Origin of the sequence: Saccharothrix sp., assembly GCF_031180885.1 — a bacterium.
Taxonomy (GTDB): domain Bacteria; phylum Actinomycetota; class Actinomycetes; order Mycobacteriales; family Pseudonocardiaceae; genus Actinosynnema.
Map to the genome: position 1 here is coordinate 31465 of NZ_JAPSLK010000034.1, position 25478 is coordinate 56942.

The 25478-nt window shown below is 71.0% G+C and carries 24 protein-coding genes and 1 riboswitch; of the genes, 16 read left to right on the forward strand and 8 right to left on the reverse strand.

Going from position 1 to position 25478, the window contains the following annotated elements; all coding sequences use genetic code 11:
- The first annotated feature begins 1 nt into the window (after position 1).
- Complete coding sequence (locus tag RIN75_RS29500; RefSeq protein WP_309115304.1) at positions 2-574, forward strand: class I SAM-dependent methyltransferase; 573 nt, start codon at positions 2-4, stop codon at positions 572-574.
- On the opposite strand, the gene RIN75_RS29505 is transcribed toward RIN75_RS29500, so the two are convergent.
- Genes RIN75_RS29505 through RIN75_RS29520 form a run of 4 tightly spaced genes read right to left on the reverse strand, consistent with a single transcriptional unit; the run spans position 558 to position 5861 of the window.
- Positions 558-1907 carry an aldehyde dehydrogenase family protein gene (locus RIN75_RS29505; RefSeq protein WP_309115305.1) on the reverse strand — a complete coding sequence of 450 codons (1350 nt, stop codon included), beginning with the start codon at positions 1905-1907 and terminating at the stop codon, positions 558-560. The genes RIN75_RS29500 and RIN75_RS29505 overlap by 17 nt on opposite strands.
- On the reverse strand, positions 1904-3502 hold the full coding sequence (locus RIN75_RS29510) for a thiamine pyrophosphate-binding protein (RefSeq protein ID WP_309115306.1): 1599 nt from the start codon (positions 3500-3502) through the stop codon (positions 1904-1906). Before RIN75_RS29510 ends, RIN75_RS29505 begins: the two co-directional genes overlap by 4 nt.
- Positions 3499-4440: an agmatinase gene (gene speB / locus RIN75_RS29515; RefSeq protein WP_309115307.1), complete on the reverse strand. Its 942-nt coding sequence runs from the start codon at positions 4438-4440 to the stop codon at positions 3499-3501. The genes RIN75_RS29510 and speB overlap by 4 nt, the downstream gene beginning before the upstream one ends.
- Positions 4437-5861, reverse strand: coding sequence for a sodium:solute symporter (locus RIN75_RS29520; RefSeq protein WP_309115359.1), 1425 nt, complete (start codon positions 5859-5861; stop codon positions 4437-4439). The genes speB and RIN75_RS29520 overlap by 4 nt, the downstream gene beginning before the upstream one ends.
- Positions 5862-5965: 104 nt before the next feature.
- Here RIN75_RS29520 and RIN75_RS29525 point away from each other — a divergent pair, with 104 nt between their 5' ends.
- Positions 5966-7390 carry a PucR family transcriptional regulator gene (locus RIN75_RS29525; RefSeq protein ID WP_309115308.1) on the forward strand — a complete coding sequence of 475 codons (1425 nt, stop codon included), beginning with the start codon at positions 5966-5968 and terminating at the stop codon, positions 7388-7390.
- Between the two features lie 273 nt (positions 7391-7663).
- Positions 7664-8338: a DUF4383 domain-containing protein gene (locus RIN75_RS29530; RefSeq protein WP_309115309.1), complete on the forward strand. Its 675-nt coding sequence runs from the start codon at positions 7664-7666 to the stop codon at positions 8336-8338.
- Between the two features lie 52 nt (positions 8339-8390).
- On the opposite strand, the gene RIN75_RS29535 is transcribed toward RIN75_RS29530, so the two are convergent.
- Positions 8391-9335: an aldo/keto reductase gene (locus RIN75_RS29535; RefSeq protein ID WP_309115310.1), complete on the reverse strand. Its 945-nt coding sequence runs from the start codon at positions 9333-9335 to the stop codon at positions 8391-8393.
- A gap of 77 nt (positions 9336-9412) precedes the next feature.
- On the opposite strand from RIN75_RS29535, the gene RIN75_RS29540 reads away from it, so the two are divergent.
- From RIN75_RS29540 to RIN75_RS29555, 4 genes are all read left to right on the forward strand, one after another.
- Positions 9413-10069, forward strand: a complete 657-nt coding sequence (locus tag RIN75_RS29540) for a M50 family metallopeptidase (protein ID WP_309115311.1) — start codon at positions 9413-9415, stop codon at positions 10067-10069.
- A gap of 89 nt (positions 10070-10158) precedes the next feature.
- Positions 10159-11931, forward strand: a complete 1773-nt coding sequence (locus RIN75_RS29545) for a thiamine pyrophosphate-requiring protein (protein ID WP_309115312.1) — start codon at positions 10159-10161, stop codon at positions 11929-11931.
- A 28-nt stretch (positions 11932-11959) separates the two neighbouring features.
- Complete coding sequence (locus RIN75_RS29550) at positions 11960-12916, forward strand: TIGR03557 family F420-dependent LLM class oxidoreductase (RefSeq protein WP_309115313.1); 957 nt, start codon at positions 11960-11962, stop codon at positions 12914-12916.
- A gap of 149 nt (positions 12917-13065) precedes the next feature.
- Entirely contained in the window at positions 13066-13356 is a 291-nt protein-coding gene (locus tag RIN75_RS29555; RefSeq protein ID WP_309115314.1) for a WhiB family transcriptional regulator, read from the forward strand.
- A 725-nt stretch (positions 13357-14081) separates the two neighbouring features.
- Here RIN75_RS29555 and RIN75_RS29560 read toward each other — a convergent pair.
- Both RIN75_RS29560 and RIN75_RS29565 read right to left on the reverse strand, forming a co-directional pair.
- Positions 14082-14873: a SigB/SigF/SigG family RNA polymerase sigma factor gene (locus RIN75_RS29560; RefSeq protein WP_309115315.1), complete on the reverse strand. Its 792-nt coding sequence runs from the start codon at positions 14871-14873 to the stop codon at positions 14082-14084.
- Positions 14870-15295, reverse strand: a complete 426-nt coding sequence (locus tag RIN75_RS29565) for an ATP-binding protein (RefSeq protein ID WP_309115316.1) — start codon at positions 15293-15295, stop codon at positions 14870-14872. Before RIN75_RS29565 ends, RIN75_RS29560 begins: the two co-directional genes overlap by 4 nt.
- A gap of 140 nt (positions 15296-15435) precedes the next feature.
- On the opposite strand from RIN75_RS29565, the gene RIN75_RS29570 reads away from it, so the two are divergent.
- Entirely contained in the window at positions 15436-16242 is an 807-nt protein-coding gene (locus RIN75_RS29570) for an ATP-binding protein (RefSeq protein WP_309115317.1), read from the forward strand.
- Here the strand turns inward: RIN75_RS29570 and RIN75_RS29575 are convergent.
- On the reverse strand, positions 16181-16585 hold the full coding sequence (locus RIN75_RS29575; protein ID WP_309115318.1) for an STAS domain-containing protein: 405 nt from the start codon (positions 16583-16585) through the stop codon (positions 16181-16183). The genes RIN75_RS29570 and RIN75_RS29575 overlap by 62 nt on opposite strands.
- 449 nt (positions 16586-17034) lie before the next feature.
- Between RIN75_RS29575 and RIN75_RS29580 the strand changes: the two genes are divergently transcribed.
- The 8 genes from RIN75_RS29580 to gcvP all read left to right on the forward strand — a co-directional run bounded on the left by RIN75_RS29580 (position 17035) and on the right by gcvP (position 25466).
- Complete coding sequence (locus tag RIN75_RS29580; RefSeq protein ID WP_309115319.1) at positions 17035-17274, forward strand: hypothetical protein; 240 nt, start codon at positions 17035-17037, stop codon at positions 17272-17274.
- A 399-nt stretch (positions 17275-17673) separates the two neighbouring features.
- Positions 17674-18261, forward strand: a complete 588-nt coding sequence (locus RIN75_RS29585) for a CDP-alcohol phosphatidyltransferase family protein (RefSeq protein ID WP_309115320.1) — start codon at positions 17674-17676, stop codon at positions 18259-18261.
- A 39-nt stretch (positions 18262-18300) separates the two neighbouring features.
- Positions 18301-18702 carry a glycine cleavage system protein GcvH gene (gcvH, locus tag RIN75_RS29590; RefSeq protein ID WP_309115321.1) on the forward strand — a complete coding sequence of 134 codons (402 nt, stop codon included), beginning with the start codon at positions 18301-18303 and terminating at the stop codon, positions 18700-18702.
- Positions 18703-18815: 113 nt separating this feature from the next.
- On the forward strand, positions 18816-19280 hold the full coding sequence (gene garA / locus RIN75_RS29595; RefSeq protein ID WP_309115322.1) for a glycogen accumulation regulator GarA: 465 nt from the start codon (positions 18816-18818) through the stop codon (positions 19278-19280).
- Between the two features lie 32 nt (positions 19281-19312).
- On the forward strand, positions 19313-19957 hold the full coding sequence (locus RIN75_RS29600) for a MerR family transcriptional regulator (RefSeq protein WP_309115323.1): 645 nt from the start codon (positions 19313-19315) through the stop codon (positions 19955-19957).
- A 142-nt stretch (positions 19958-20099) separates the two neighbouring features.
- Positions 20100-20573, forward strand: coding sequence for a bifunctional nuclease family protein (locus tag RIN75_RS29605; protein WP_033427967.1), 474 nt, complete (start codon positions 20100-20102; stop codon positions 20571-20573).
- 988 nt (positions 20574-21561) lie between these two features.
- Positions 21562-22128: a MerR family transcriptional regulator gene (locus RIN75_RS29610; protein WP_121227562.1), complete on the forward strand. Its 567-nt coding sequence runs from the start codon at positions 21562-21564 to the stop codon at positions 22126-22128.
- A gap of 199 nt (positions 22129-22327) precedes the next feature.
- Positions 22328-22418, forward strand: a riboswitch (glycine riboswitch).
- A 156-nt stretch (positions 22419-22574) separates the two neighbouring features.
- On the forward strand, positions 22575-25466 hold the full coding sequence (gcvP, locus tag RIN75_RS29615) for an aminomethyl-transferring glycine dehydrogenase (RefSeq protein ID WP_309115324.1): 2892 nt from the start codon (positions 22575-22577) through the stop codon (positions 25464-25466).
- Positions 25467-25478 lie beyond the last annotated feature (12 nt).

The window sequence follows — 25478 nt, forward strand, 5'->3', positions numbered from 1 at the left end:
CATGGGGAATTTCGACCACAACGCGCACTACCACCCGTTGCTGCTCGCCCAGGTCCCACCCGGTGCCCGCACCGCCCTCGACGTCGGCTGCGGCCACGGCGGGTTCGCCCGCAAGCTCGCCGCCCGGGGCCTCCGGGTGACCGGCGTGGACAAGGCGGTCGAGGCCGTCGTGCCCGGCGTCGAGATCCGCAAGGCCGATGCCGCCGTGGACGACCTGGGTGGCCCGTACGACTTCGTCTCCTCCATCGCCGCCCTCCACCACATGCCGTTCACCACAGCCCTCACCCGTCTCAAAGAAGCGGTCGCCCCCGGCGGCGTCCTGGCGATCCTCGGCCTGGCCAAGGAGAAGACCGCCTGGGACTGGGTGGTCAGCCTCGCCTCCGTCCCCACCAACATCGCCCACAGGCTCGTCAAGAACGACCCGGTCGGCACCGCGCCAATCCAGGACTGGCACATGTCGGTGGACGAGATCAAGGCCGGCGCGGCCGAACTCCTCCCCGGCGCACGCGTCCGCCGCCACCTGTACTGGCGTTACTCCCTGATCTGGCGCAAACCCCTCACCACGCGCTCATGACGTGCTTGACCCGCGTGTACTCCTCCAACGCGTGCACCGAAAGGTCCTTGCCATAGCCGGACTGCCCGAACCCACCGTGCGGCATCTCAGCGGCCAGCAGCCCGTGCGTGTTCACCCACACGCACCCGAAGTCCAACGCCGCCACCAATTGCTGAACACGCGCATGGTCACGGGTCCACACCGACGACGCCAACCCCTGCTCCACCCCGTTGGCCAGCGAAATAGCCTCCTCCTGCGACGAGAACCGCTGTACGGTGATCACCGGCGCGAACACCTCCTCCTGCACGATCCGGTCCTCCTGCCGCACCCCCGAAATCACCGTGGGCGACAGGAACCAGCCACGCGACCCATAGCGCGTCCCTCCACAGTGGACAACAGCATGGGAAGGCAGATCCGCCAACAACTTCAACACCCGCGAAAGCTGAGCCTCACTGTTCAACGGCCCGTAATCCACCCCGGGAACCTGCCGAGCAGCCGCCGCGACCAAAGCCCCCACGAACCGGTCGTGCACCGACTCCTCGACCAGCACCCGGGAAGACGCCGTGCAGTCCTGCCCCGCGTTGTAGAACGCGGCCGCCACGACATCGGCGGCGACCGACTCCACCGACACGTCCCCGAACACCAGCGCGGGCGCGTTCCCACCCAACTCCAGGTGCGTCCGCTTCACCGAACCGGCCGCCGCTCGCGCCACCTCGATCCCCGCCCGCGTGGACCCGGTGATGGACACCATCGCCGGCACCGGGTGCTCCACCAGCAACCGCCCGGTCTCCCGCGTGCCCGTCACGACGTTCACCACGCCCGGCGGCAGGCACCGCTCCGCCAACGCCCCGAGCAGCAACGTCGAGGACGGCGTGGTGTCGGCCGGCTTCAGGACGATGGTGTTCCCGGCGGCGACGGCCGGCGCGAGCTTCCACACCGCCATCATCAACGGGTAGTTCCACGGCGTGATCCCGGCGACCACCCCGACCGGCTCCCGCCGCTGGTAGGACGTGAACCCCTCCAGGTACTCGCCCGCCGCCGCACCGTGCGGCAACCGCGCCGCCCCGGCGAAGAACCGCAGGTGGTCCAAGCTCTGCGGGATCTCCTCGCCGAGCACCACCGACCGGATCTTGCCCGTCTCCCGGCACTCGACGTCCGCGAACTCCTCCGCCGCCGCCGACACCGCGTCCGCCAACGCCAGCAAAGTCTCCTGCCGCACCGCAGGAGTGGTCCGAGACCAGGCCGTAAAGGCCGAACGAGCAGCCTGAACGGCCGCATCCACCTCAGCAGCACCGGCCACGGGCGCGGTACCGAACTGCTTCCCGGTCGTGGGGTCGACCAACGGGGTCGTCACTGGTCCTCCAGGTGGGTCGGGGCGAACATGCGCAGCAAAGCGGGCAGGACCACCACGTGCGGCCCGCCGGACGCCAACGCCTTGGCCAGGTCGGCCCGCAGCGACCCCGGTGTGGACAGCGTCGCGGGCACGCCGAAGGACTCCGCCAGCGCCACGAAGTCCGGCCGCGCCAGCTCGGTCCCCGTGGCCTGCCCGAACGCGTCGGTCATGTACTCGCGCAGGATCCCGTACCCGCCGTCGTCCACGATCAGCCAGGTCACCGCCAACCCGTGCTGCCGCGCGGTCGCCAGCTCCGCCAGCCCGTACATCGCGCCACCGTCACCGGACACCGCCAGCACCGGACCACCGGCCGCCGCCGCGCCCACCGCGGCCGGGAACGCGTACCCCAGCCCACCGGCCCCCTGCGCGGAGTGCATCGGACCCGGCCACGCCGACCACGCCCAGTACCCGAGGATCGTCATGTCCCAGAACGACTCCACGCCCTCCGGCAGCGCCGCCCGCACATCGGCGAGCACCTGGCGCTCCAACGCCAAACCCTGGCCGTCCAGCCGTTCCCGCACCGCCTGAAGCAGCTCGCGCACCGACTCCTCGGCCCGTTCAGCACGCTCCCGCACCAGCGGTATCAAGCCCTGCAACACCAACCGAGCGTCACCGTGCACGCCCAAAGCAGGGTAGTTCGACTCCAGCTTGCCCAGGTCCGCCTCGACCTGCACCACCGCGCCGCGCGGCGCGAACGTCCGGTAGTTGCTCGACAACTCGCCCAGCCCCGATCCCAGCACCAGCAACACGTCCGCCGACGCCAGGAACTCCGTCGTGTGCGCGTCCTCCAGCCACGACTGCGCGGAAAGCGGGTGCTCCCAAGGGAACGCGCCCTTGCCGCCGAACGTCGTCACGACCGGCGCGCGCAACTTCGTCGCCAGCTCCAACAACTCCGCCTGCGCCGAAGCCCGCACCACCCCGCCACCGGCCAGGATCACCGGCCGCTCCGCCGAGTCCAACAGCCGCGCCGCCTCCGCGACGACCTCCGCCCGAGGCGCCAACGGCTGGACCCGCGCCGACACCGAAACCGGCGGAACCCCGGCAGGCCCAAGGAGGACGTCCTGCGGGATCTCCACCCACACCGGCCCCCAGGGAGCGGTGGACGCGATCTCCCAAGCCTCGGCCAGCGCCGACGGGATCTGCGAAGCCGACCGCACCACCCGCGTGTGCTTCACGACGTCCCGAAACGAAGCCCGCTGGTCGGTCAGCTCGTGCAGGTACCCGCCGCGTGCACCACCCAGCCCGGTGCGCGGGACCTGGCTCGCGATGCCCAGCACCGGAACCGACGCGGACGCCGCTTCCTGAAGCCCCGCAAGCGTTTGCAGCGCGCCCGGACCGGTGGACACCAGCAGCGGCGTCACCCGGCCGGTCACCCGCGCGTGCCCGTCCGCCGCGAACGCCGCGCCCACCTCGGTCCGGTTGCCCACGTACCGAAGCGGCGACCGGCCCAACGCGTCGAACAACCCCAGCGCGTGCTGCCCCGGCACCCCGAACACGGTGTCCGCGCCCAACGACGCCAAGGTCTCGACGACGACGTCCCCACCGTTCCGCGTCACGACTTCCCCTTGAGAGCCAACAAGGACACCAGGTCATAAGCCACATGCGAAGCCGCGATGGACGTGATGTCGGCGTGGTCGTAAGCGGGCGCGACCTCGACCACGTCCGCCGACACCAGGTCGCACCCCGCCAGGCCGCGCAGGATCTCCAGCAGTTCCCGGCTGGTCAGCCCACCGGCCTCGGGTGTGCCGGTGCCGGGCGCGTGCGCCGGGTCCAGCACGTCGATGTCGATCGACACGTACAGCGGCCGGTCGCCGACGCGTTCCCGCAGCGCCTGCGCCACCTCGTCCACCCCGCGCCGCATCACGTCCGCCGCCGTCACGATCCCGAAGCCCAGCCTGGTGTCCTCGTCCAGGTCGGCTCGACCGTACAGGGGGCCGCGCGTCCCCACGTGGGTCAGCGCGGCCGTGTCGAGCAGCCCTTCCTCGACCGCCCGGCGGAACGGGGTGCCGTGCGTGTACGGCTCCCCGAAGTAGGTGTCCCACGTGTCCAGGTGCGCGTCGAAGTGCAGCAACGCCACCGGTCCGTGCCGCCGGGCCACCGCCCGCAGCAGCGGCAGCGCGATGGTGTGGTCGCCGCCCACGGTCACCAGCTTCGCCCCGGTGTCCAGCAGCGCGCCAGCCTGCTCCTGCACGGTCTCCACGGCTTCGCCGATGTTGAACGGGTTGCACGCGATGTCCCCGGCGTCCGCGACCTGGACCGCGTCGAACGGCGAGACGTCCAGCCCCGGGTGGTAGGGCCGCAGCAGCCGGCTGGCCTCGCGCACGGCGGCCGGCGCGAACCGCGCCCCCGGCCGGTAGGACACGCCCGAGTCGAACGGCACGCCCACCACCGCCACGTCGGCGCGGTCCACCTGGTCCAGGCGGGGGAGTCGGGCGAACGTGGCCGGTCCGGCGAACCGGGGCACGGCGGAGGAGTCGACGGGACCGATCGTCATGCCACGGGCTCCAGTTCCTCTCCCTGCACGCGCTGTTCCCAGCGGCGCAGCACTTCCGGGTCGGTGCGCGGGGTGGCGAGGCTGACCACCACGTAGCAGAGCAGGCTCGCCGCGAGCGCGTAGTAGATGGCCGCGTTGGCGTAGATGTCGACGAACACCATGACCAGCACGGACGTCGCCGCCCCCACGACCATCGACGCCATCGCGGCCGGCCGGGTCCCGCGCGGCCACACCAGCGCGCCCACGATCGCCACCAGCAGGCCGCCGACGAGGATGTTGTAGGCCACGGTGAGCGCGGCCAGGACGTCGTTGAGCACCACGGCGATCCCGATCGCGACCAGGCCCAGCACGAGCGTGAACAGCCGGTTGCCGTGGACGTCCCGGCTGCCCTCCCGGCCGGTGAGGCGCGGCCACACGTCGTTGGCGGCGACCGTGGCGGAGGCGATCAGCGCGCCCGACGCGGTGGACATCATCGCCGCCAGCGCGGCGGCCAGCACCAGCCCGCGCACGCCGGTCGGCAGCAGGTTCTCCACGATCGTCGCGAACGCCTCGTCCTTGTCGGCGATGTCGGGGTAGAGGGCCTTGCCCGCGGTGCCGATGAGCGCGCCCGCGAACGCGTAGACCAGGCAGTACAGGCCCGACCCGATACCGCCCCAAGTGGCGATGGCCGGCGTGCGGGCGGTGAAGACGCGCTGCCAGATGTCCTGGCCGATGAGCAGGCCGGGCACGAAGATCAGCAGGTAGGTCACGATGTTCTCGACCCCGATGTGCCCCATGTCGAAGTAGGCCGCGTCGAGCCGGGCCGCCATCCCGTCGAACCCGCCCGCGCTGACGACCGCGATCGGCAGGAGCAGGAACAGGATGCCGACGGTCTTCACGATGAACTGGACGATGTCGGTGAGCGTGATCGACCACATGCCGCCCAGCACCGAGTACAGGACGACCACCGTGCCGCCGATGATCACGCCCAGCGCCTTGGGCAGGCCGAACAGGACGTTGAAGATGGTGGAGTAGGCGATGGTGGAGGTCACCGTCAGCATGAGGGTGTAACCCCACATGACCAGCCCGGACACCGCCGACGACCCGCCGCCGTAGCGCAGGTCCAGCATCTCCGAGACCGTGTACACCTTCAGCCGCACGATCCGCCGCGCGAACAGGGCGGACAGCGCGAGGATGCCCAGGCCGATGGACAGCACCAGCCACGCGCCCGACACGCCCCACCGGTAGCCCAGGCCCACGCCGCCGATCGTGGACGCGCCGCCGAGGACGACGGCGGACATCGTGCCCGCGTACATCGGCCAGCCCAGGCGGCGCCCGGCCACCAGGTACTCGCTGCGGCTGGTGGCGCGGCGCAGGCCCCACCAGCCCATCCCGACCATGCCGAACACGTAGAGCGCGATCACCGCGTAGTCCAGGGCCACCGCGACCTCCTTCCCTGTTGTGCGGGTCACCCTGCCAAGTGCGGTCTGACCAGGTAAGAGGTTGTTCCGCACAGTCTGCGGTAATCAGCTGTACGGTTCGTCCCATGGTGTTGCCGACGGTGGCGTTGCGGGACGTGGTCGGGCGGCCCGAACTGGGGCTCACGGTGCTGTGCGGCGCGGAGGCGCTGGACCGGCCCGTGGCGTGGGCGCACGTCAGCGAGCTGTCCGATCCCGCGCCGTTCCTGTTGGGCGGTGAGTTCCTGCTGACCGCCGGGGTCAACTTCCCGACCGACGTGGACCGGTACGTGGCGCGGCTGGTGGAGCGGGAGGTGACGGCCCTGGGGTTCGGCGTGACACCCGTGCACGACTCGGTCCCGGCGGCCCTGGTGTCGTCGTGTGAAGCGCGGGGGTTGCCGCTGGTGGCGGTGCCGCCCGCGACGCCGTTCCTGGCGGTGAGCCAGGCGGTGGGGGCGCTGATCGCGGAGGCGCAGAACGCGGAACTGCGCCTGTTGGCGGACAGCCAACGAGCCTTGACCCGGGCCGCCGTGCGCCCACGGCCGGTGGAGGGCACTCTGCGTGCGCTGGCGGTCGCCCTGGACGGCTGGGCGTTCCTGCTCGCCGGTTCCGAGGTGGTGGCCAGTGCCGGGGGTGCGCCCGCGCCTGATTCGGACCTCATTTCCTTGGCGGGCCGGGTGGCGGCCGGGAGCGGGCCGCGCAGTGCGGCCACCGAGGTTGGTGGGGACCACGTCGTGCTCAACCCCGTCGACCACGCCACCGTGCTCGTGGTCGGCCGCCCAGCGCCGTTTTCCGTCGCCGACCGGGCCGTGGTGGCCGTCGCGCTGGGTCTGCTCGGCCTGCTGCGCGCCGACCCCGCCGAAGGCCGTGCCGCCCGCCTGGCCACGCGCCTGTTGCTCACGGACGACCGCACGTCCGTCGCGGACCTCGTCGGCCGCCCGCCCTATCGCGTGGTCATCGGCGACGGCCCCGACGACCACGACCGGCTCACCCGCCTGCTGGGCACCCCGCTGGTCGACACCGCCGCAGACGGCTTCCGCGCCGTCGTGACCGCACCGGTCGACCTGGACGCCCTGCGTCACCACGGGTGGCTGGTCGGCGTCAGTTCCCCGGCCGACGCGGCCGAACTCCCGCACGCCCATGCCGAAGCCGTCGCCCTCCTGCGCCGCGCCCGCGCCGAAGGAGCGTCCCGGCAGGCGGGGGACCGGGACGGCGTCGCCGACCTGGTCGACCCCGCCCGCGCGCGGCGTTTCGCGCTGAACCTGTTGGCCCCGCTCAAGGACAGCCGTTCACCGTCGCCCCGGCAACTGGTCGAGACCACCCGCACCTGGCTCGCCCAGCACGGCAACTGGGACCGCAGCGCCGCCGCCCTGGGCGTGCACCGCAACAGCGTCCGCCACCGCATCGCCCACGTCGAACGCGCGCTGGGTCTGGACCTGTCGAACACCCGCCACCGGACCGACCTGTGGTGCGCTCTCGAATGGCTCCCGGAGGGGTGGCCGGACCCCCGTTGAGCAGGGTTAATTCCTTTGACCGCAAGCTCTTCCACTTGGCATAGTCGCTCTTGTCGATGTGGTCCCGCGGAATCCCGCGGTGCGGCGCCCCGGTCCTAATGGGGTGGGCCGGGTATCCACGAACCCCGGCACGGCGGGGTGGACTCCTGTCCGATGGGGAGCGGGTCCGTGTGCCCGCTCCCACCCGGGTTTGCGGTGGGTGACCGACGGGTAGCCGTGGGGTCGTCCGGAGCCCGGAAGGCGGGCTCTCGCGGACCCTCACAGGAGGGCGTGATGACCCACTCGACCGTCGGTCGTGTCAAGGTCGCGGGCCTCCAGCCCGCCCAGGTGCTGGCAGGTCTGCTCGGCCTGTTCTTCCTCGTCGCAGGCGTGGCGGGGTTCGTGCGCACCGGGTTCGGTGACTTCACCGGCGAACAGCACGCGATGCTGCTCGGCTTCGCGGTCAACCCCCTGCACAACGTCGTCCACCTGGCGTTCGGTGTGCTGGGTCTGCTGATGGCCACGGGTTCGGGCCTGGCGCGCCTGTACGGCTGGATCGTGTTCCTGGTCTACGGCGTGGTGCTGGTCTGGGGCCTCATGCTGGCCGGCCTGGTGGCGGTGAACCCGGTCGAGCGGCTGGGGAACCCGTTGGCGCTCAACACCAACGACAACTGGCTGCACCTCGGGCTGGCCCTGGTCGGCCTGCTGATCGCGGTCATGCCGGCGCGGCGCAAGGTGGTCGTGCCGGAGCAGGAGGTCGAGCCGGTGGACACCACCGTGCGCGACGACAGCATCCGCGACCCCGGGATGCCGACCCAGCGCGACCGGAACCTCACCCACGACGAAGAACCGCGCGACCATCCCCACGACCAGCGCATCGAGTCGGTGGACCCGACCGTCTCGCCGCGTCCGGTCCAACCGATCGACCCGGCGGTGGCCGAACAGCACAAGGCCAGGCACTACCGCTGACATCTGTTGGGAGAAGGGCCACTGTCCAGCGTGGATGGTGGCCCTTCATGTGCTATCCGACCGAATCGAGCCGTGCCACTTGTTCGTCGTCCAGTTCCAGCTCGATCCCGCCCAACGACTCTTCCAACTGGGCCACCGACGACGCGCCCACCAGCGGGACAATTCCCTTGCGCAGCAACCAGGCCAGCACCACCTGGTTCACCGTCGCCCCCAGTTCGGACGCGACCTCGCCCAGCACCGCCAACCGCCGCGTGTTCCCCGGGTGGTCGTACGCCTCACCCAACGGCTTGTCCCGGTACGCCCCCGACAACAGGGTCGAGTACGCCACCAGCCCGACATCCCCTTCGGACCGCGCGTAGTCGAACAGCTCGTCGGTCATGTGCACGTGCCCCCACTCCGGCAACCGCACGCCGGGCCGTGGCAGCAGGTAGCTGTACCGCTGCTGCACGGTCGTGTACAGGGGCCAGCCGTTCGCCCGGGACACCGCCCGAGCCCGTTCCAGCCGCCAGGTGGCGTGGTTGCAGGCGCCGATCTCCCGCACGGTTCCCGCCGAGACCAAGGAGGCGAACGCACCCAGCGTGTCCTCCAGTGGTACTGACCGGTCCTCGATGTGGCTGTAGTACAGGTCGATCCGGTCGGTGCCCAACCGCTCCAGGCTGCCTTCGGCGGCGGCGAGGACGGTCGGCCCGGCCAGCCCTTCGCAATCCTCGATCCCGCCGCCGGGCGTGCGCGGCCGAGCACCCATCTTGGTGGCGACGACCATGTCGTCCCGGTTCCCCCGAGCGGCGAGCCACCGCCCGACGGTCTCCTCGCTCTCGTCGCCGGTGCCGCCGTCCCAGAACACGTAGTTGTTCGCGGTGTCGAGGAACGTGCCGCCCGCTTCGACGTAGCGGTCGAGGATGGCGAAGGACGTCTCCTCGTCGACGTACTTGCCGAACGGCAACGTGCCCAGACACAGGGCGCTGACCTCAAGAGACCCGATGCGCACTCGCTTCATGCACGACACCTTGAATGCTGGAGCGCGCTCCAGGTCAAGCACCGGGTTTTCGTGTGGACCTGGCATGCTGGGGAGTGATGTCGACACTCGCCAAGTGGGTCCCTGCCGTTCTCGCCCTGGTGCTGGTGGCCAGTCCCGGGATCTGGCGGATCAGCCGGAACACCATCACCATCGCGCACGAAGGCGGCCACGCCCTGATCGCGCTGCTCACCGGCCGTCGCCTGGAGGGCATCAAGCTCAACGCCGACACGTCCGGCGTGACCGTGTCCCGGGGCAAGCCGACCGGGATCGCCGTGGTGCTCATGTACTTCGCCGGTTACGTGACGCCCTCGCTGCTCGGGTTGGCCGCGGCGGTGCTGGTGACCACGGACAACGTCCGGCCGCTGCTGTGGGCGACCGTCGTGCTCCTCGCAGCCATGCTGATCATGATCCGGAACGTGTTCGGCGTGCTGTCCGTGGTGGCCACCGGGACGATCATGTTCGTCGTCTCCTGGTACGCGGCCGCGGAGTGGCAGGCGGCCTTCGCGCTGTTCGTGACCTGGTTCCTGCTGCTCGGGGGCGTGCGGCCGGTGGGGGAGTTGCAGGGGCGGCGGCTGCGGGGGCGTGCGCCCAACTCGGACGCGGACATGCTGGCGCGCATCACGCGGGTGCCGGGGCTGCTGTGGGTGGTGCTGTTCGCGGTGGTCACGGTGGGGTGCCTGCTGCTGGGTGGGCGGATGCTGCTGCCGCTTTAGGGCTGCTTCGGCGCCGCTTGAGGGCCTTGCTTCAGGGCAGCCGGCCTCGGGTACCCGACGGGCTGGTCGAGTCCGAGGAGGGGTTCCCCATGCAAGTCGCCGATTACGTGCTGCAACGCCTGCGCGAGTGGGGTGTCGAGCACGTCTTCGCCTACCCGGGTGACGGCATCAACGGGCTGGTGGCGGCGTTCGGACGGGCGGACAACGTGCCCAAGTTCGTCCAATCGCGGCACGAGGAGATGTCCGCGCTGCAAGCCGTCGGATACGCCAAGTTCAGCGGCCGGGTCGGGGTGTGCCTCGCGACCTCCGGGCCGGGCGCGATCCACCTGTTGAACGGCCTGTACGACGCCAAGCTGGACCACGTCCCGGTCGTCGCCATCGTCGGCCAGACCGCCCGCACCGCGCTGGGCGGCAGCTACCAGCAGGAAGTCGACCTGCACGCGCTGTTCAAGGACGTGGCCTCGGAGTACCTGGTCGACGTGACCGTGCCCGAGCAGCTGCCCAACGCCCTGGACCGGGCCATCCGCACCGCCGAGGCCGAGCGGGCACCCACCGCTTTGATCATCCCGGCGGACGTCCAAGAGCTGGAGTACAGCGCGCCCCAGCACGCGTTCAAGCACGTCCCGTCCAGTCCGCCGAGCCACTCCTGGCACACGTCGGTGCCGCCGCAGGACGAGATCAACCGGGCCGCCGAGGTGTTGAACGCCGGCGAGAAGGTGGCGATTCTCGTGGGGCAGGGCGCGCGCGACGCTGCCGACGAGGTCCACGAGGTGGCCGAACTGGTTGGTGCCGGGGTCGCGAAGGCGTTGCTGGGCAAGGATGTGCTGCCTGACGATCGATCCTACGTGACCGGTGCGATCGGACTGCTGGGCACCCGGCCGAGCTACGAGCTGATGCGCGACTGCGACACGTTGCTGATCGTGGGTTCGAGCTTCCCGTACTCGCAGTTCCTGCCGGAGTTCGGCAAGGCGCGCGGGGTGCAGATCGACGCCGACGGGCGGCTGATCGGCATGAGGTACCCCACCGAGGTGAACCTCGTCGGCGACGCCAAGTCGACCCTCAGGGCGTTGCTGCCGGCTTTGCGGCGCAAGGACGGGTGGCGCGCGACCGTCGAGAAGAACGTGTCGGAGTGGTGGGACGGGCTGCGCGCCCAGGCGTTCGAGGACGCCGACCCGGTCAACCCGATGCGCATCGCGTGGGAGCTGTCCGAACGCCTGCCCGAGGACGCGATCATCACCGCCGACTCCGGCTCGGCGGCCAACTGGTACGCCCGGCTGGTCCGGATGCGGGGGCGGATGCGCGGCTCGCTGTCCGGGACGCTGGCCACGATGGGCGCGGGCGTGCCGTACGCGATCGGCGCCAAGTTCGCGCACCCGGACCGGCCTGTGGTCGCGCTGGTCGGGGACGGTGCGATGCAGATGAACGGGCTCGCCGAGCTGATCACCCTGGCCCGCTACCACGACGAGTGGCCGGACCGGCGGTGCGTGGTGTGCGTGCTGCACAACAACGACCTCAACCAGGTGACGTGGGAACTGCGCGCGATGGGCGGCGCGCCGAAGTTCGAGGAGTCGCAGGTCCTGCCGGACGTGGACTACGCGGCGTTCGCGCGGTCGGTCGGGCTGGTCGGGGTCAACGTCGACGCGCCGGACGACCTGGGCGCGGCGTGGGACGAGGTGCTGCGGGCCGACCGGCCGGCCGTGCTGGACGTGCGCTGTGACCCGAACGTGCCGCCGATCCCGCCGCACGCGTCCTTCGACCAGGTGAAGAACACGGCGGAAGCCCTGCTCAAGGGTGACCCGGACGCGTGGTCCGTGGTCACGAAGGGGGTGCGCACGAAGGTTCAGGAGTTCCTGCACGGGTAACCGCTGCCGGCACGGGTAACCGCGACACATGGTGAGCATCGGTTACTTCCTGTCCAGCGAGGAGCACGGGCCGCGCGACCTGGTCCGGCAGGCGCGGTGGGCCCAGGACGCCGGCTTCGAGCGGCTGTGGATCTCCGACCACTACCACCCGTGGAACGACCAGCAGGGGCAGAGCCCGTTCGTGTGGTCGGTCATCGGCGCGCTGTCCGAGGCGACGACCCTGCCCATCACCACGGCGGTCACGTGCCCCACGATCCGCACCCACCCGGCCGTCATCGCCCAGGCCGCCGCTACCGCCGCCGTGCAGTGCGAGGGCCGGTTCGTGCTCGGCGTCGGGTCGGGTGAAGCGCTGAACGAGCACATCCTCGGCGACCCGTGGCCGTCGGCGTCGCGGCGGCTGGAGATGCTGGAGGAGGCCGTCGAGGTCATCCGCAAGCTGCACACCGGCGAGGACGTCGAGCATCGAGGCAAGCACTACACGGTCGAGAACGCGCGCATCTACACGTTGCCCGACCAGCCCGTGCCGATCTACGTGTCGGCGTTCGGGCCCAAGTCGGCGCAGTTGGCGGGCCGGATCGGGGACGGGTTCTGCAGCACCATGCCCGACGCGGAGTTGGTGAAGCGGTTCCGGGAGACCGGTGGGCACGGCAAGCCCGCGCAGGCGGGGTTCAAGGTGTGCCACGCGGCTTCGGTCGACGACGCGCTGGAAACGGCGTTCCGGCTGTGGCCCAACGAGCAGCTGCCGGGCGAGCTGGCCCAGGTGCTGCCGTCGCCCAAGCACTTCGAGCAGGCGTCGACGCTGGTCACCAAGGACATGGTGGCGTCCTCGCTGCCGTTGGGGCCGGACCCGGAGAGCTACGTGTCGGCGGTGCGGGAGTACGTCGATGCCGGGTACGACGAGGTTTACGTGTCTCAGATCGGGCCGGACCAGGAGGCGTTCTTCACCTTCTGGGCGGCCGAGGTCGCACCCCGGTTGCCGGGGTAGGCGACGCATGTGGCGCCCCGGTTCGGCTGGGACGGACCAGCGAGGTCGCCGGGGTAACCCGATTCGGGGGCAGGACGTTTGTCGGCCCCGTTGCGCGGGGTACGCCTTGATCAGCACCTGAACGACTCCACCGCAGGGGGTTTCGCCCGATGACCAGCACCGCGCGCCTGCCCAAGCCCGTGACCGAGGTCTGGGACTGGCAGAAGGACGGCCTGTGCCGGGGCCGCGACAGCGCCGTCTTCTTCCACCCGGACAACGAACGCGGCACGGCCCGCATGGCACGGGAGGAGAAGGCCAAGCAGCTGTGCCGGGTCTGCCCCGTGCTCGTGCAGTGCCGCGAACACGCTCTCGCCGTCCAGGAGCCCTACGGGGTGTGGGGCGGCATGGGCGAGGACGAACGCCGCCGCCTGATCGCCGAGGCCCGCCGCCGAGCCGCTTAGGGCTCCGTCGGGCCGCTTAGGGCTCCGTCGGGCCGCTTAGGACTCCGTCGGGCCGCGCCCGAGGCAGTACGGCACGCTCCGCGTGCTTCCCTGCCCGACGTGGCGGAGAAAGCTGGACCCTGATCCACCCCTGCTGGAGACGCCGCCGTTGCCCCCGGCGGCGTTTCTTTTTCCGGCGCTTCGCTTCTCGAACGCGCTTCTCGAACGCGCTTCGCGCTCTTCATGCGGACGCGCTGGCGCGCTCTCAAGATCAAAAGCGGCCTGGAGGCCGCCAATGGGGGAGGGAAGGGCGTCGGTTCCCCCACCGCATGGCCTGGCAAAGCCAACCACGCTTTGGCCGGGTGCCGCTAAAAATTTTGCTCGTTCCTCACAAAATTTTCGGCTGCACCCGACCAAAGCGTGGTAGCCCTCCGGGCAGGCCATACGGTGGGGAACCGAGGCCCCGCCGTGGCTGATAGCCAGCCCGCCGCGCGAAGCGCGGCGGAAGCAGCCGCTGTGCGGCGAAAGCAGCCGCTGCGCGGCGGAAGCGGGCTGGTTGGTCCGAGCCGGCCACAGCCTCGGCTCACCCCATCTCATCTCATCTCAGCATCGGCCTCAGCCCTGGCCCGGCCTCAGTCCTGCCCCGTACCCGCGCACGAAAAAGCCCGCCGAAACCAGGAATTCGAAACCCGAACTCCTGATCCGGCGCGCTTTCCACGGCTCGACGACCCGTGCCCGGCCTCGCGTCACTCCGTGAGACCCTCGCGCAATTGTCGCAAAGTCTTGGCCAGCAGCCGTGACACGTGCATCTGCGAGATCCCGACCTTCTGCGCGATCTGCGTCTGCGTCATGTTCCCGAAGAACCGCATCACCACGATCTTCCGCTCCCGCTCCGGCAGCTTCTCCAACAACGGGTGCAGAGCCTCCCGCTGCTCGATGGCCTCCAGCTCCGGGTCCTCCTCGCCCAGCGTCGACCCCAGCGAGATGGAGCTGTCGTCCGCGACAAGAAGATCATCCAGGGAAGCGCTGTGGTAGGCGTTCCCAGCCGCCAGGCCCTCGTGGATCTCCTCGCGGGTCAGGCCCAGGTGGTCGGCCAGCTCGGACGGCGTCGGCGCGCGGCCCAACTGCTGCGACAAGCGGGCCGAGCCGGCGTTGATGGCCAGGTGGAGTTCCTTCAACCTGCGCGGCATGCGGACCGACCAGCTCGAGTCGCGGAAGTACTTCCGGACCTCGCCCATGATGGTCGGGACCGCGAAGGACAGGAAGTCGCTGCCCCGCTCCGGGTCGAACCGGTCGACCGCGTTGATCAGGCCCACCGTCGCGACCTGCACCAAGTCGTCGTACGGCTCGCCGCGGTGTCCGAACCGCCGGGCGATGTGCTTGGCCACCGGCAGGTGCTCGGTCACCAGCTCGTCGCGCAGCCGCTCCCGCTCCGGGTCACCCTCGGGTGTCGCCGCCAGCCTGGCGAACAGCGGTGCCAGGTGGTCGTAGTCCCCCTGCGTGCCCGAGCGCGTCGTGCCCCCGTCGGTACCCGTCACGCCGTCCCCAGTGAGCGCTTGACCAGGTCGATGTGGATGTCGTACGCGTCCCCCCGCGGCTCGACCCAGGTGGTCACCGAGTCGACCAGGGCGCTGAGCACGCGCCAGCCGAAGCTGTCCCGGTCCGGGGGCGCCGAGCGCTTCGACCGCACCGCGGTGAACACCTGCACGGCTGGGCCGGCCACGACGAACCTCGCACTCAGCACGGCGCTCGGCGCGGCGAGGGAGATGAGGGTCGAGCAGGCCTCGTCGACGGCCAGCTTCAGGTCCTCGATGGAGTCGAGGTCGTAGTCCTGGCGCATGGCGATGTCGGCGGCCACCGCCCGGACGATCGACAGCTGCGTGGGGTCGGCGGCCATCCGCAACTCCACCCCGGCCAAGGGGTCATCCGAATCGCCGCTCTGCGGCTCCGTGTGCGACACGCTCACCTCATCGTCCGTTCTGTCTCAGCCCGTTCTATTTGGGCGGTGCTGAAGCTATCGGTACCCGAACTGATCCAACCTCACACGTGTAGCTCTCGCCGCCAGTGGGAAGACTGACTGTTGCGCGACGAGGAGGCCTGTTGACCGATCGACTCGCCGACCACCACTGGGGAGTGGAGATCCCGGCCGACGCCGGCCTTCTCTCCGCCGTGCGCATGCGCCTGGACGAGTGGTTGCTCGGCGTCGGACTGCCCGATGACGACCGCTACGACCTGCTGGTCGCGGTCAACGAGGCCGTCAGCAACGCCGTGGAGCACGCCTACGACCCGGGCGCCCGCGGCAGTGTCCGGGTGGCCGGGGAGGTCCGTCCGGACGGGAGCGTGCACGTGGTGGTCGCCGACGACGGCACCTGGCGCGTGCCGCCCGTCGAGCTGTCCGACCGGGGCCGCGGCCTGCTGCTGATGCGGGAGAACGTGGACGAGGTCCAGGTGGACCGGTCCGCGAGCGGGACCCGCGTCACGCTCGTCATGTCCGGCCGGCACACCACGCGGGGCACGTTCGCGCGCGCCACGCCCGAGGACGTCACCGTGTCGGCGCACTCCGGGTGGGTCGAGGTGGTGGTGCGCGGCGACGTCCCGGCGCGCGCCGGACCGTCCGTGCGCCGCAGGGTGCTGACCGCCGCGCGCGGCGGGGCCGTGCCGATCGTGGTGGACCTGCGCCAGCTCGGCGCCCGCAGCGAAGGGCTGGTCCGGGCGCTGCGGGCGGTGGTCGACGCCGCGGCGGCGGCCGGCAACCGGGTCGTGGTCCGCGCGCCCGAGGACAGCCCCGCGCGCGCGGCCCTGGTCACCGCGGGCGTGGACCAGGTCGTGGACCTGGTGCCGCACGTCAGCCCGCCGTCGCCCCGCCGTCCGCCGACACCGCCTCCGCCACCGATCCGTACACGCTGAACACGTCACCCAGTCCGGTGGCGGCCAGCGGTCGGGTCACCGCGCGATCGACGGCCACGACGCGGAACGCCGTGCCCCGCCGCTTGGCGTGCTGCGACGCCTCCACCAGCACCGCCAGCCCGGCCGAGCCGAGGAAGCTGACGCCGCTCATGTCCAGGACGAGGGTCTCGGCCTCGTCGATCCGCTTGAGCACGTCGGCGCGCAGGTCCGGCGCGGTGAGCATGTCGATCTCCCCGGTGGCGGTCACCACCGTCACGCCTTCGGCCACCTGCCCCGCCGGGGAGCTGGGGCTGGCGGACCCGGCTCCGCTCGTCGCCACGACGTTCGGATCCTGAACCGTCACGAGGGACTCCTCTTCACAGGTCTTGCCTTGGAAGGAGGGAAGCCCAGGCATGCGAACGCGCCGAGCACCATGAACGCAGCGTGGCGGCACACGTTGCCCGCTGGCCGGAGCTTCCCCGGCGCGGCTGTTGGCTCAACCGCTGCGCCACCCACCGTACGGAGACCCCGCGGTCACCACAAGCGGTCGGATGGCGGCTTGATCGGTATCAGTGTAATGGCGTGTCGGTGTACGGCGCGTGACGGGCGGTGAGCGGTTTCACCGGGGGTCCGGCGGCTATACCTCAGGGGTAGGGCGCTGCGCGACTCCGGTCGACTCGGCGACTCATCGGGTCCGATGGCCGAGACAACCGGCAATTCGGAGGTGGCGGAGGTCACTGGTCACGCAGAATCCTGTGCACGGGGATAACGCCGCGAAGGTCGCGCGCGACAACCCAGGTGGAGGGATTGACGATGAGCACCAGAACGGAAACCGAGTCCGAGCCCTCGAAGCCCAGGGCAGCGCGCGCCACGTCCGGCGGCGCGGGTTCGCTGCCCACAGCCCCGTGCAGCGTGGTCTGGAGCAAGGGCCACGCCTACGTGCTCGAAGGTTTCCGCGCCCGCTGGGTGGGCGTCGACGACCGCGGTCGCCCGCGTGCCCTCAGCGGTGAGCAGTTGCAACGCCAAGGCTGGACCCGAACCCGCGCGAGCTGACGCGCGGCCGACCACTCGGACTCCTCCGGCCGTTCGCCGGTCCCCCTGTCCGAGGTCAGGTCCCTCACCCGGGTGACGCGCCCTCGTCGCCGTCCCCGTTCCCCCAGTCCCACCCAGTTGCGGTTTCGGCTGCCCGGAATCGGGTTGTCATTCCCGCTGAAGTGTGGTTTCGGCTGCCCGGAAACGTGCCGGAGTCGTGAGCGCCACTGGAGTCGTGGTGGAGCGGCGCTCGAATTCCGGTTGGCGCGGGCTTGAGCGGTGGACGCGGTGCGGAAGAGCCCGCATTGACGGGTTTCGGGCGCCGGGTGCTGAATACGGAGGTCACGGTGTGTGACCGCCTCGCCCGGACGTGCCGGTCCCGGCGGTGCTCGGCGGTCCGCCGCTCTACAGTTTGCGGTTGTGTCGCACGATCCCGCCGACCGGTGGCTGACCATCCCCAACGCGCTCAGCGTGTTGCGGCTGCTCGGCGTGCCGCTGTTCCTCTACCTCCTGCTCGGGCCGCAGGAGGACGGGTGGGCGCTGGTGGTGCTGGTCGCGGCGGGCCTGTCGGACTGGCTGGACGGCAAGGTCGCGCGCTGGCTCAACCAGATGAGCAGGCTCGGCGCCCTGCTGGACCCGGCCGCCGACCGGCTCTACATCCTGGCCACGCTGGTGGCGTTCGTCGTGCGCGACATCGTCCCCTGGTGGGTGGCGGCCGTGCTGGTGGGCCGCGAGCTGGTCGTCGGCGCGTGCCTGCCGGTGCTGCGGCTGCGCGGCTACGGCCCGTTCGAGGTCACCTACCTGGGTAAAGGCGCCACGTTCAACCTGCTGTACGCCTTCCCGATGCTGCTGCTCGCCCAGGGCACGTCCACCGCCGCGCAGGTCGCCCGGCCGGTGGCCTACGCCTTCATGGTGTGGGGCGGCGCGCTGTACCTGTGGTCCGGAGCCCTGTACGTCTACCAGTTCTTCCTCGCGCTGCGCAGACGGCCGGGGGTCGCGCCGGTCTGAACCGGTCGTGGGAAGATCCGGCAGCGAAGATCCACCGTCATGAAGGAGCGCACCGCGGTGATTCCCGAGGAGCTCAAGTACACCGAGGAACATGAGTGGGTGCTGCGCACCGGTGAGGACACCGTGCGCGTGGGCATCACCGACTACGCCCAGGAGCAGCTCGGCGAGGTCGTGTTCGTCCAGCTCCCGGAACTGGGCGAGCAGGTCGGCGCGGGCCAGACGCTCGGCGAGGTCGAGTCCACCAAGAGCGTCTCGGAGATCTACGCCCCGGTCGCGGGCGAGGTCATCGCGCGCAACGACGCGCTGGACCAGCAGTCCGACCTGGTGAACTCCGACCCGTACGGCGAGGGCTGGATCGTCGAGTTGCGGCTGACCGACCCGTCCGCGGTGGACGACCTGCTCGACGCGGCCGCGTACCAGGAGATTGCGGAGCAGGAGTGACGTCGATCTTCCGGCGGCTCTTCGGTCGGTGGGGGAGCCGCTCCTCAGACCAGGGTTCGGGCACGATAGGTTCTAAAGGCCGAGACGGTTCCAGCAGCAGGAGGAGAGCTCAGGTGAGCACGAACGACGGGCCAGGCGTTCCGCCCGAGCAGTCCCCGGAGCGGACCTCCGTTTTCCGGGCGGACTTCCTCGCCGAGGTCGAGGGCGCCGAGGCGCCCGCCCAGGAGCCGGCCGTCGCCGGCGTCGACGCACTGCCCGCCGGGTCGGCCCTGCTGGTGGTCAAGCGCGGTCCGAACGCGGGTTCCCGGTTCCTGCTCGACCGCGACACGACCAGCGCGGGACGGCACCCGGACAGCGACATCTTCCTCGACGACGTGACGGTCTCCCGCCGGCACGCCGAGTTCCGCCGGGAGGGCGGCGAGTTCGTGGTGATCGACGTGGGCAGCCTCAACGGCACCTACGTCAACCGCGAGCCGGTCGACCAGGCGGTGCTCGCCAACGGCGACGAGGTCCAGATCGGCAAGTTCCGCCTCGTGTTCCTGACCGGTCCGGGCACCGGGGGTCAGGGGGCGCAGTGACGGCGGCGGCCGGGCGGCCACAGCGCGGGGGGTTGAGCATCGGCGCGGTGCTCGCGCAGCTCCGGACGGAGTTCCCCGACGTCACGATCTCCAAGATCCGCTTCCTGGAGTCGGAGGGCCTGGTCCGCCCGGCACGCACCGCCGCGGGGTACCGCCAGTTCACCGCGGCCGACGTCGAACGGCTGCGGTACGTGCTGGCGGCCCAACGCGACCGCTACCTGCCGTTGAAGGTCATCAAGGAGCAGTTGGACGCGGCGGACTCCTCGGCCCGGGTGCTGCGCGCCGTCGAGGACGGGCAAGCTGTTCCGCAGCGCATGACCCGCGAGGACCTGCTCGCCCGCTCCGGCCTGGACGCGGCGGCGCTGGCCGAGCTGGAGCAGTACGGCCTGGTTCGCCCGGGTGCCTACGACGAGGACGCCCTCCAGGTGGCGAGTGTTGTGCGCGAGCTGGCCCAGTACGGCCTGGAGCCCCGCCACCTGCGCCCGTTCCGCGCGGCGGCGGACCGCGAGGTGGCGCTGGTGGAACAGGTCGTCCAGTCGAGACAACGCGACCCGCGGCTGCGGGGGCGAACCGACGAAGTCCTGCGCGAGTTGGCGGCGCTCTCCGTAACGCTGCACACACTCCTGGTGAAAACCGGCCTCCGGGACGTCACCGGCGGCGGTGTTCCGCCCAGGTAGAGCCGTTTCCGCATCGTGATCGGCATTTTTCGAGCGGTTGCGCACAAGGCCCGCTTGGCGGGTAGCGTCGAAGGGGTACGTGGGGGATCCTCGTGGTAGCGGGGACGCCAGGATTTCAGCGCGCTGAGGGAGGCGAGACCCGATGAGCGAGATGCGCGTCGTGGGCGTGCGGGTGGAACTGCCCGCCAACCAGCCGATCCTGCTGCTGCGCGAAACCGAGGGCGAGCGCTACCTGCCGATCTGGATCGGCTCGGTGGAGGCGACCGCGATCGCGCTGGAACAGCAGGGCGTCCGGCCCGCCCGGCCGTTGACGCACGACCTGCTGAAGGACGTCATCGGCGCTCTGGGCAGGCAGCTGGAGCAGGTGCGGATCACGGACCTGCAGGAGGGGACGTACTTCGCCGAACTCGTCTTCGACGGGGATGTGCGCGTGTCGGCGCGGCCGAGCGACTCGGTGGCGTTGGCGCTGCGCATCGGCGTCCCGATCCACGCCGAGGAGTCGGTGCTGGCCGAGGCGGGGTTGATCATCCCGGACGAGCAGGAGGACGAGGTCGAGAAGTTCCGGGAGTTCCTGGACTCGGTCTCGCCGGAGGACTTCCGCGGCGCGGACACCTGAGCAGGGTCACACCCCCCGCGCCGCCTCCACGCCTCGAACTGCGCCTCCGCCACCACTCGGACCACCCCCGCCGCCCGGCTTGCCTCGGGTCGACCTCCGCACTCCGCCTGCCCCCGCCGCCGCCACGCTGCCTTGCCGGCTCGCCCGCCCGAGCCTGCCGCCTGGCTCGCCAGCTGCCGCCGCCCGCCGCCGGAGCCCGCCGCCTAACTTCCGCGACCACGGCCACCTGGCGTCGCATCTCGCCCGCGCAACCTCCCGCTCGCCGTACCGAAGCCGGCCGCCATGCGAGCAGGGCGCACACCCGCAAGGTCCGGCGGCGTGGAGCCACAGGGCGCGTGTGAGGCGGCGGAGGGCCTGCCCGAGGCGCGAAGGGGTGTGCGTGAGGCGCGAGGGGTGCGTTGAGGCGGCGAAGCGGGCCTATGCGAGGCGTGAAGGGGCGCGTGGCAGGCGCGAAGGGTGCGTTGAGGCGGCGAAGCGGACCTGTGCGAGGCGTGAAGGGGCGCGTGGCAGGCGCGAAGAGGGTGTGTGCGAGGCGCGAACCGAGATGCGTTTCAGGCCTTGGCGTGGCCTCCGGCCCCCGGTTCCATGATCGCACGGCGCACCGACGAAACCGGGCGGAAGATGGGTGGGTGGAGGGGCCACGAAGGGCCGGCTTCGTGCCGCGAGCTGGACGCCGGCCCCTCGTGGGTGTGTGCGGTGCGTTGTGAATCAGCCCCGCGTGCCACCCCCCGGTGTCACACCTCCGGATTACACAAAGTCAGGAATGGTCGGCTAAACGATCACTAAACGTCACCCGAATGGCTTACGACGGCCGTCTCTCTCAACCTCAACCTGAGGTTGAGGTGCGACACGCTCAGCGCGTCGCGTTGACCTGCCCCCTAGGCGGTCTTACCGTCGAACTCAGGTGAATTGCCACGGTGTGATTCGAGCACCGCGGCGGCTTCACGTTGGTCGCCGGCCGTCGTGGTCGGACCGAGGGGAGGCAGGCGTGGTCGAGGAAGCGCCCATCCGGGCCGGAACCGGCGAACAGGGTGAGCTGTTCCCGGACTCCTCGCTGCCGGACGAACTCGTCGGGTACCGCGGCCCCGCCGCGTGCCAGATCGCGGGCATCACCTACCGCCAGCTCGACTACTGGGCCCGCACCGGACTGGTCAACCCGACGATAAGGAGTGCCCACGGCTCCGGTAGCCAACGGCTCTACTCGTTCAAGGACATCCTGGTCCTCAAGGTGGTCAAGCGGCTGCTGGACACCGGCGTCAGCCTCCAGAACATCCGGGTCGCGGTCGACCACCTGCGCCGCCGCGGCGTCCAGGACCTCGCCCGCATCACGCTGTTCAGCGACGGCACCACCGTCTACGAGTGCACGTCGCCGGAAGAGGTCGTGGACCTGCTGCAAGGCGGCCAAGGGGTCTTCGGCATCGCGGTCAGCGGGGCCATGCGGGAGATCAGCGGCACGATCCACGAGTTCCCGGCGGAACGCGCGGACGGGCTCGCGGTCGACGAGGCGCCCAACGACGAGCTGTCCCGGCGCAGGCGCACCCGCGCCATCGGCTGAAGCGCGAGCGGCGAGGGGCGAGGGGCGCGACCAGCCAGGGGAGCGAGCGGCCCGGGGGAGCGAGGGGCGCTAGCAGCGAGGGGCCTGGGGAGCACGAAGCGCTGTTACCCGGGATGACGGGCGGGTAAACCTGTGAGATCCGCGTCGCGTCCGTGACGAAAGACGTTCACCTGCCGGGTACCATTCGCGCGTAGTCGCTTTATCCCGCGCGGGAGAGTCCGAGCCAGTCTCGGCGCCGAAGGAGCAAATCCTCCCCGGAACCTCTCAGGCGCAAGGACCGCGCGGGTGAGACGCCTCTGGAAAGCGGGTCGAGCACCAACCGACCCCGCCGACGGTGCAAGCCCGGCCGCACAGCCGGGTGAAGCTCTCAGGCGCCCGTCCGCGGGCAGAAGACAGAGGGGGAGGGCAACGGCAGACGTGTGTCCGTAGCCCGAAAGGCGCCTTATATGACGCAGGACCGCATCCCCCTCGCCGCCCTTGAGCACGGCACCCCCTTCGCCGACCGGCACGTCGGCCCGCGGCCGGCCGAACTGGCCCGCATCCTGGACGTCATCGGCGTCGGCTCCCTGGAGGAACTGGCGCAGCGCGCGGTGCCGGAGTCGATCCGGGAGCGCGAACTGGTGCTGGACCTGCCCGCGCCCGCCACCGAGACCGAGGCCCTGGCCGAGCTGCGCGCCCTCGCCGCCCGCAACAAGCCGCTCACCCAGATGATCGGCATGGGCTACTACGGCACCCACACCCCGCCGGTCATCCGCCGCAACGTCCTGGAAAGCCCCGCCTGGTACACGGCCTACACGCCCTACCAGCCCGAGATCTCCCAGGGCCGCCTCGAAGCGCTGCTCAACTTCCAGACCATGGTCGGCGACCTGACCGGCCTGCCGCTGGCCAACGCGTCCATGCTCGACGAGTCCACCGCCGCCGCCGAGGCGATGACCCTGGTCCGCCGCGCCGGGCGCAGCAAGTCCACCAAGTTCGTCGTCGACGAGGACACGCTGCCGCAGACGCTGGCCGTCATCGAGACCCGCGCCGAGCCGCTGGGCATCGAGATCGTCACCGCCGACCTGTCGCAGGGCCTGGAGGGGCTTGGCCTGGGCGGCGACTTCTTCGGCGTGCTGCTGTCCTACCCGGGCGCGTCCGGCGTCGTCCGCGACCACAAGGCGCTGGTCGAGGAGATCCACGCGGCCGGCGCGCAGGCCGTGTTCGCCGCGGACCTGCTGGCCCTGACGCTGCTGCGCCCGCCGGGCGAGATCGGCGCGGACGTCGTCGTCGGCACCACCCAGCGCTTCGGCGTGCCGATCGGCTTCGGCGGGCCGCACGCCGGGTACATGGCCGTCCGCCAGGGCCTGGAGCGGCAGCTGCCCGGCCGGTTGGTCGGCGTGTCCGTGGACGCGGACGGCAACCTGGCCTACCGGCTCGCGCTGCAGACCCGCGAGCAGCACATCCGCCGCGAGAAGGCGACCAGCAACATCTGCACCGCGCAGGTCCTGCTGGCCGTGATGGCGTCGATGTACGCGGTCTACCACGGCCCGGACGGCCTGCGCGCCATCGCGACCCGCACCCACCGCCTGGCCACCGTGCTCGCCGCGGGCCTGTGCGAGAACGGCGTGGAGGTCGTGCACGGCGAGTTCTTCGACACCGTCCGCGCCCGCGTCGAGGGCCGTGCCGCGGAGGTCGTCGCCACCGCCCGCGACCTGGGCATCAACCTGTGGCAGGTGGACGCGGACACCGTCTCGATCGCGTGCGACGAGACCACCACCCGGGGCGACCTGGAGAAGGTGTGGAAGGCGTTCGGCGTGACCGTCGCCGACGTGGACGGCCTGGACGTCGACACCGCCGACGGCATCCCCGCCGACCTGCGCCGCACCAGCGACTTCCTGACCCATCCGGTCTTCCACTCGCACCGCTCCGAGACCGCGATGCTGCGCTACCTGCGCAAGCTGTCGGACAAGGACGTCGCGCTGGACCGCAGCATGATCCCGCTGGGCTCGTGCACGATGAAGCTCAACGCGACCGCCGAGATGGAGCCGGTGACCTGGCCGGAGTTCGCCAACCTGCACCCGTTCGCGCCCGTCGAGGACGCCGAGGGCCTGCTGTCGCTGGTCGCCGACCTGGAGCGCTGGCTGGTCGAGGTGACCGGGTACGACGCCGTGTCCATCCAGCCGAACGCGGGCAGCCAGGGCGAGTTCGCGGGTCTCCTGGCGATCCGCGCCTACCACCGCGCGCAGGGCCACGCGGAGCGCGACGTCTGCCTGATCCCGTCGTCGGCGCACGGCACCAACGCCGCGTCCGCGGTCATGGCCGGGATGCGGGTCGTGGTCGTGAAGTGCGACGACCAGGGCAACATCGACATGGACCACCTGCGTGCCGTGGTGGACGAACACCGCGACGACCTGGCCGCGATCATGATCACGTACCCGTCGACGCACGGCGTCTACGAGGACACCGTGCGCGAGGTGTGCGGCCTGGTGCACGACGCCGGCGGCCAGGTGTACGTGGACGGCGCGAACCTCAACGCCCTGATCGGCCTGGCGCAGTACGGCAAGTTCGGGTCGGACGTGTCGCACCTGAACCTGCACAAGACGTTCTGCATCCCGCACGGCGGTGGCGGCCCGGGCGTCGGCCCGATCGGCGTGCGCTCGCACCTGGCGCCGTTCCTGCCCAACCACCCGCTCCAGCCGACCGCCGGTCCGGCGACGGGCGTCGGCCCGATCAGCGCCGCGCCGTGGGGTTCGGCGTCGATCCTGCCGATCTCGTGGGCGTACGTCCGCATGATGGGCGCCGACGGCCTGCGCCGCGCGACCCTGACCGCGGTGGCGGCGGCGAACTACGTGGCCCGGCGGCTCGACGAGCACTTCCCGGTCCTGTACACCGGCGAGGGCGGTTTCGTCGCCCACGAGTGCATCCTCGACCTGCGGCCGATCACCAAGGCGACCGGCGTGACCGTGGACGACGTGGCCAAGCGCCTGGCGGACTACGGCATCCACGCGCCGACCATGTCGTTCCCCGTCGCCGGCACCCTGATGGTGGAGCCGACGGAGAGCGAGGACCTGGCCGAGATCGACCGGTTCATCGACGCCATGATCGCGATCAAGGGCGAGATCGACCGGGTGGGCGCGGGCGAGTGGCCGGCCGACGACAACCCGCTGCGCAACGCCCCGCACACCGCCGCCAGCGTGACGACCGGCGAGTGGACCCACCCGTACAGCCGCGAGGTGGCCGCCTTCCCGGCGGGCACGAACGCCCCGAAGATCTGGCCCCCGGTCCGCCGCATCGACGGTGCCAAGGGCGACCGCAACCTGGTCTGCTCCTGCCCGCCGCTGTCGGCGTACCACAGCTGATCGGCTGACTTC

Coding starts and splice junctions, on each gene's coding strand:
- RIN75_RS29500 (WP_309115304.1), top strand. CDS start 2: ATGGGGAATTTCGACCACAACGCGCACTACCACCCGTTGCTGCTCGCC.
- speB (WP_309115307.1), bottom strand. CDS start 4,440: ATGACGATCGGTCCCGTCGACTCCTCCGCCGTGCCCCGGTTCGCCGGA.
- RIN75_RS29525 (WP_309115308.1), top strand. CDS start 5,966: ATGGTGTTGCCGACGGTGGCGTTGCGGGACGTGGTCGGGCGGCCCGAA.
- RIN75_RS29530 (WP_309115309.1), top strand. CDS start 7,664: ATGACCCACTCGACCGTCGGTCGTGTCAAGGTCGCGGGCCTCCAGCCC.
- RIN75_RS29535 (WP_309115310.1), bottom strand. CDS start 9,335: ATGAAGCGAGTGCGCATCGGGTCTCTTGAGGTCAGCGCCCTGTGTCTG.
- RIN75_RS29540 (WP_309115311.1), top strand. CDS start 9,413: ATGTCGACACTCGCCAAGTGGGTCCCTGCCGTTCTCGCCCTGGTGCTG.
- RIN75_RS29545 (WP_309115312.1), top strand. CDS start 10,159: ATGCAAGTCGCCGATTACGTGCTGCAACGCCTGCGCGAGTGGGGTGTC.
- RIN75_RS29550 (WP_309115313.1), top strand. CDS start 11,960: ATGGTGAGCATCGGTTACTTCCTGTCCAGCGAGGAGCACGGGCCGCGC.
- RIN75_RS29555 (WP_309115314.1), top strand. CDS start 13,066: ATGACCAGCACCGCGCGCCTGCCCAAGCCCGTGACCGAGGTCTGGGAC.
- RIN75_RS29580 (WP_309115319.1), top strand. CDS start 17,035: ATGAGCACCAGAACGGAAACCGAGTCCGAGCCCTCGAAGCCCAGGGCA.
- gcvH (WP_309115321.1), top strand. CDS start 18,301: ATGAAGGAGCGCACCGCGGTGATTCCCGAGGAGCTCAAGTACACCGAG.
- RIN75_RS29605 (WP_033427967.1), top strand. CDS start 20,100: ATGAGCGAGATGCGCGTCGTGGGCGTGCGGGTGGAACTGCCCGCCAAC.
- gcvP (WP_309115324.1), top strand. CDS start 22,575: ATGACGCAGGACCGCATCCCCCTCGCCGCCCTTGAGCACGGCACCCCC.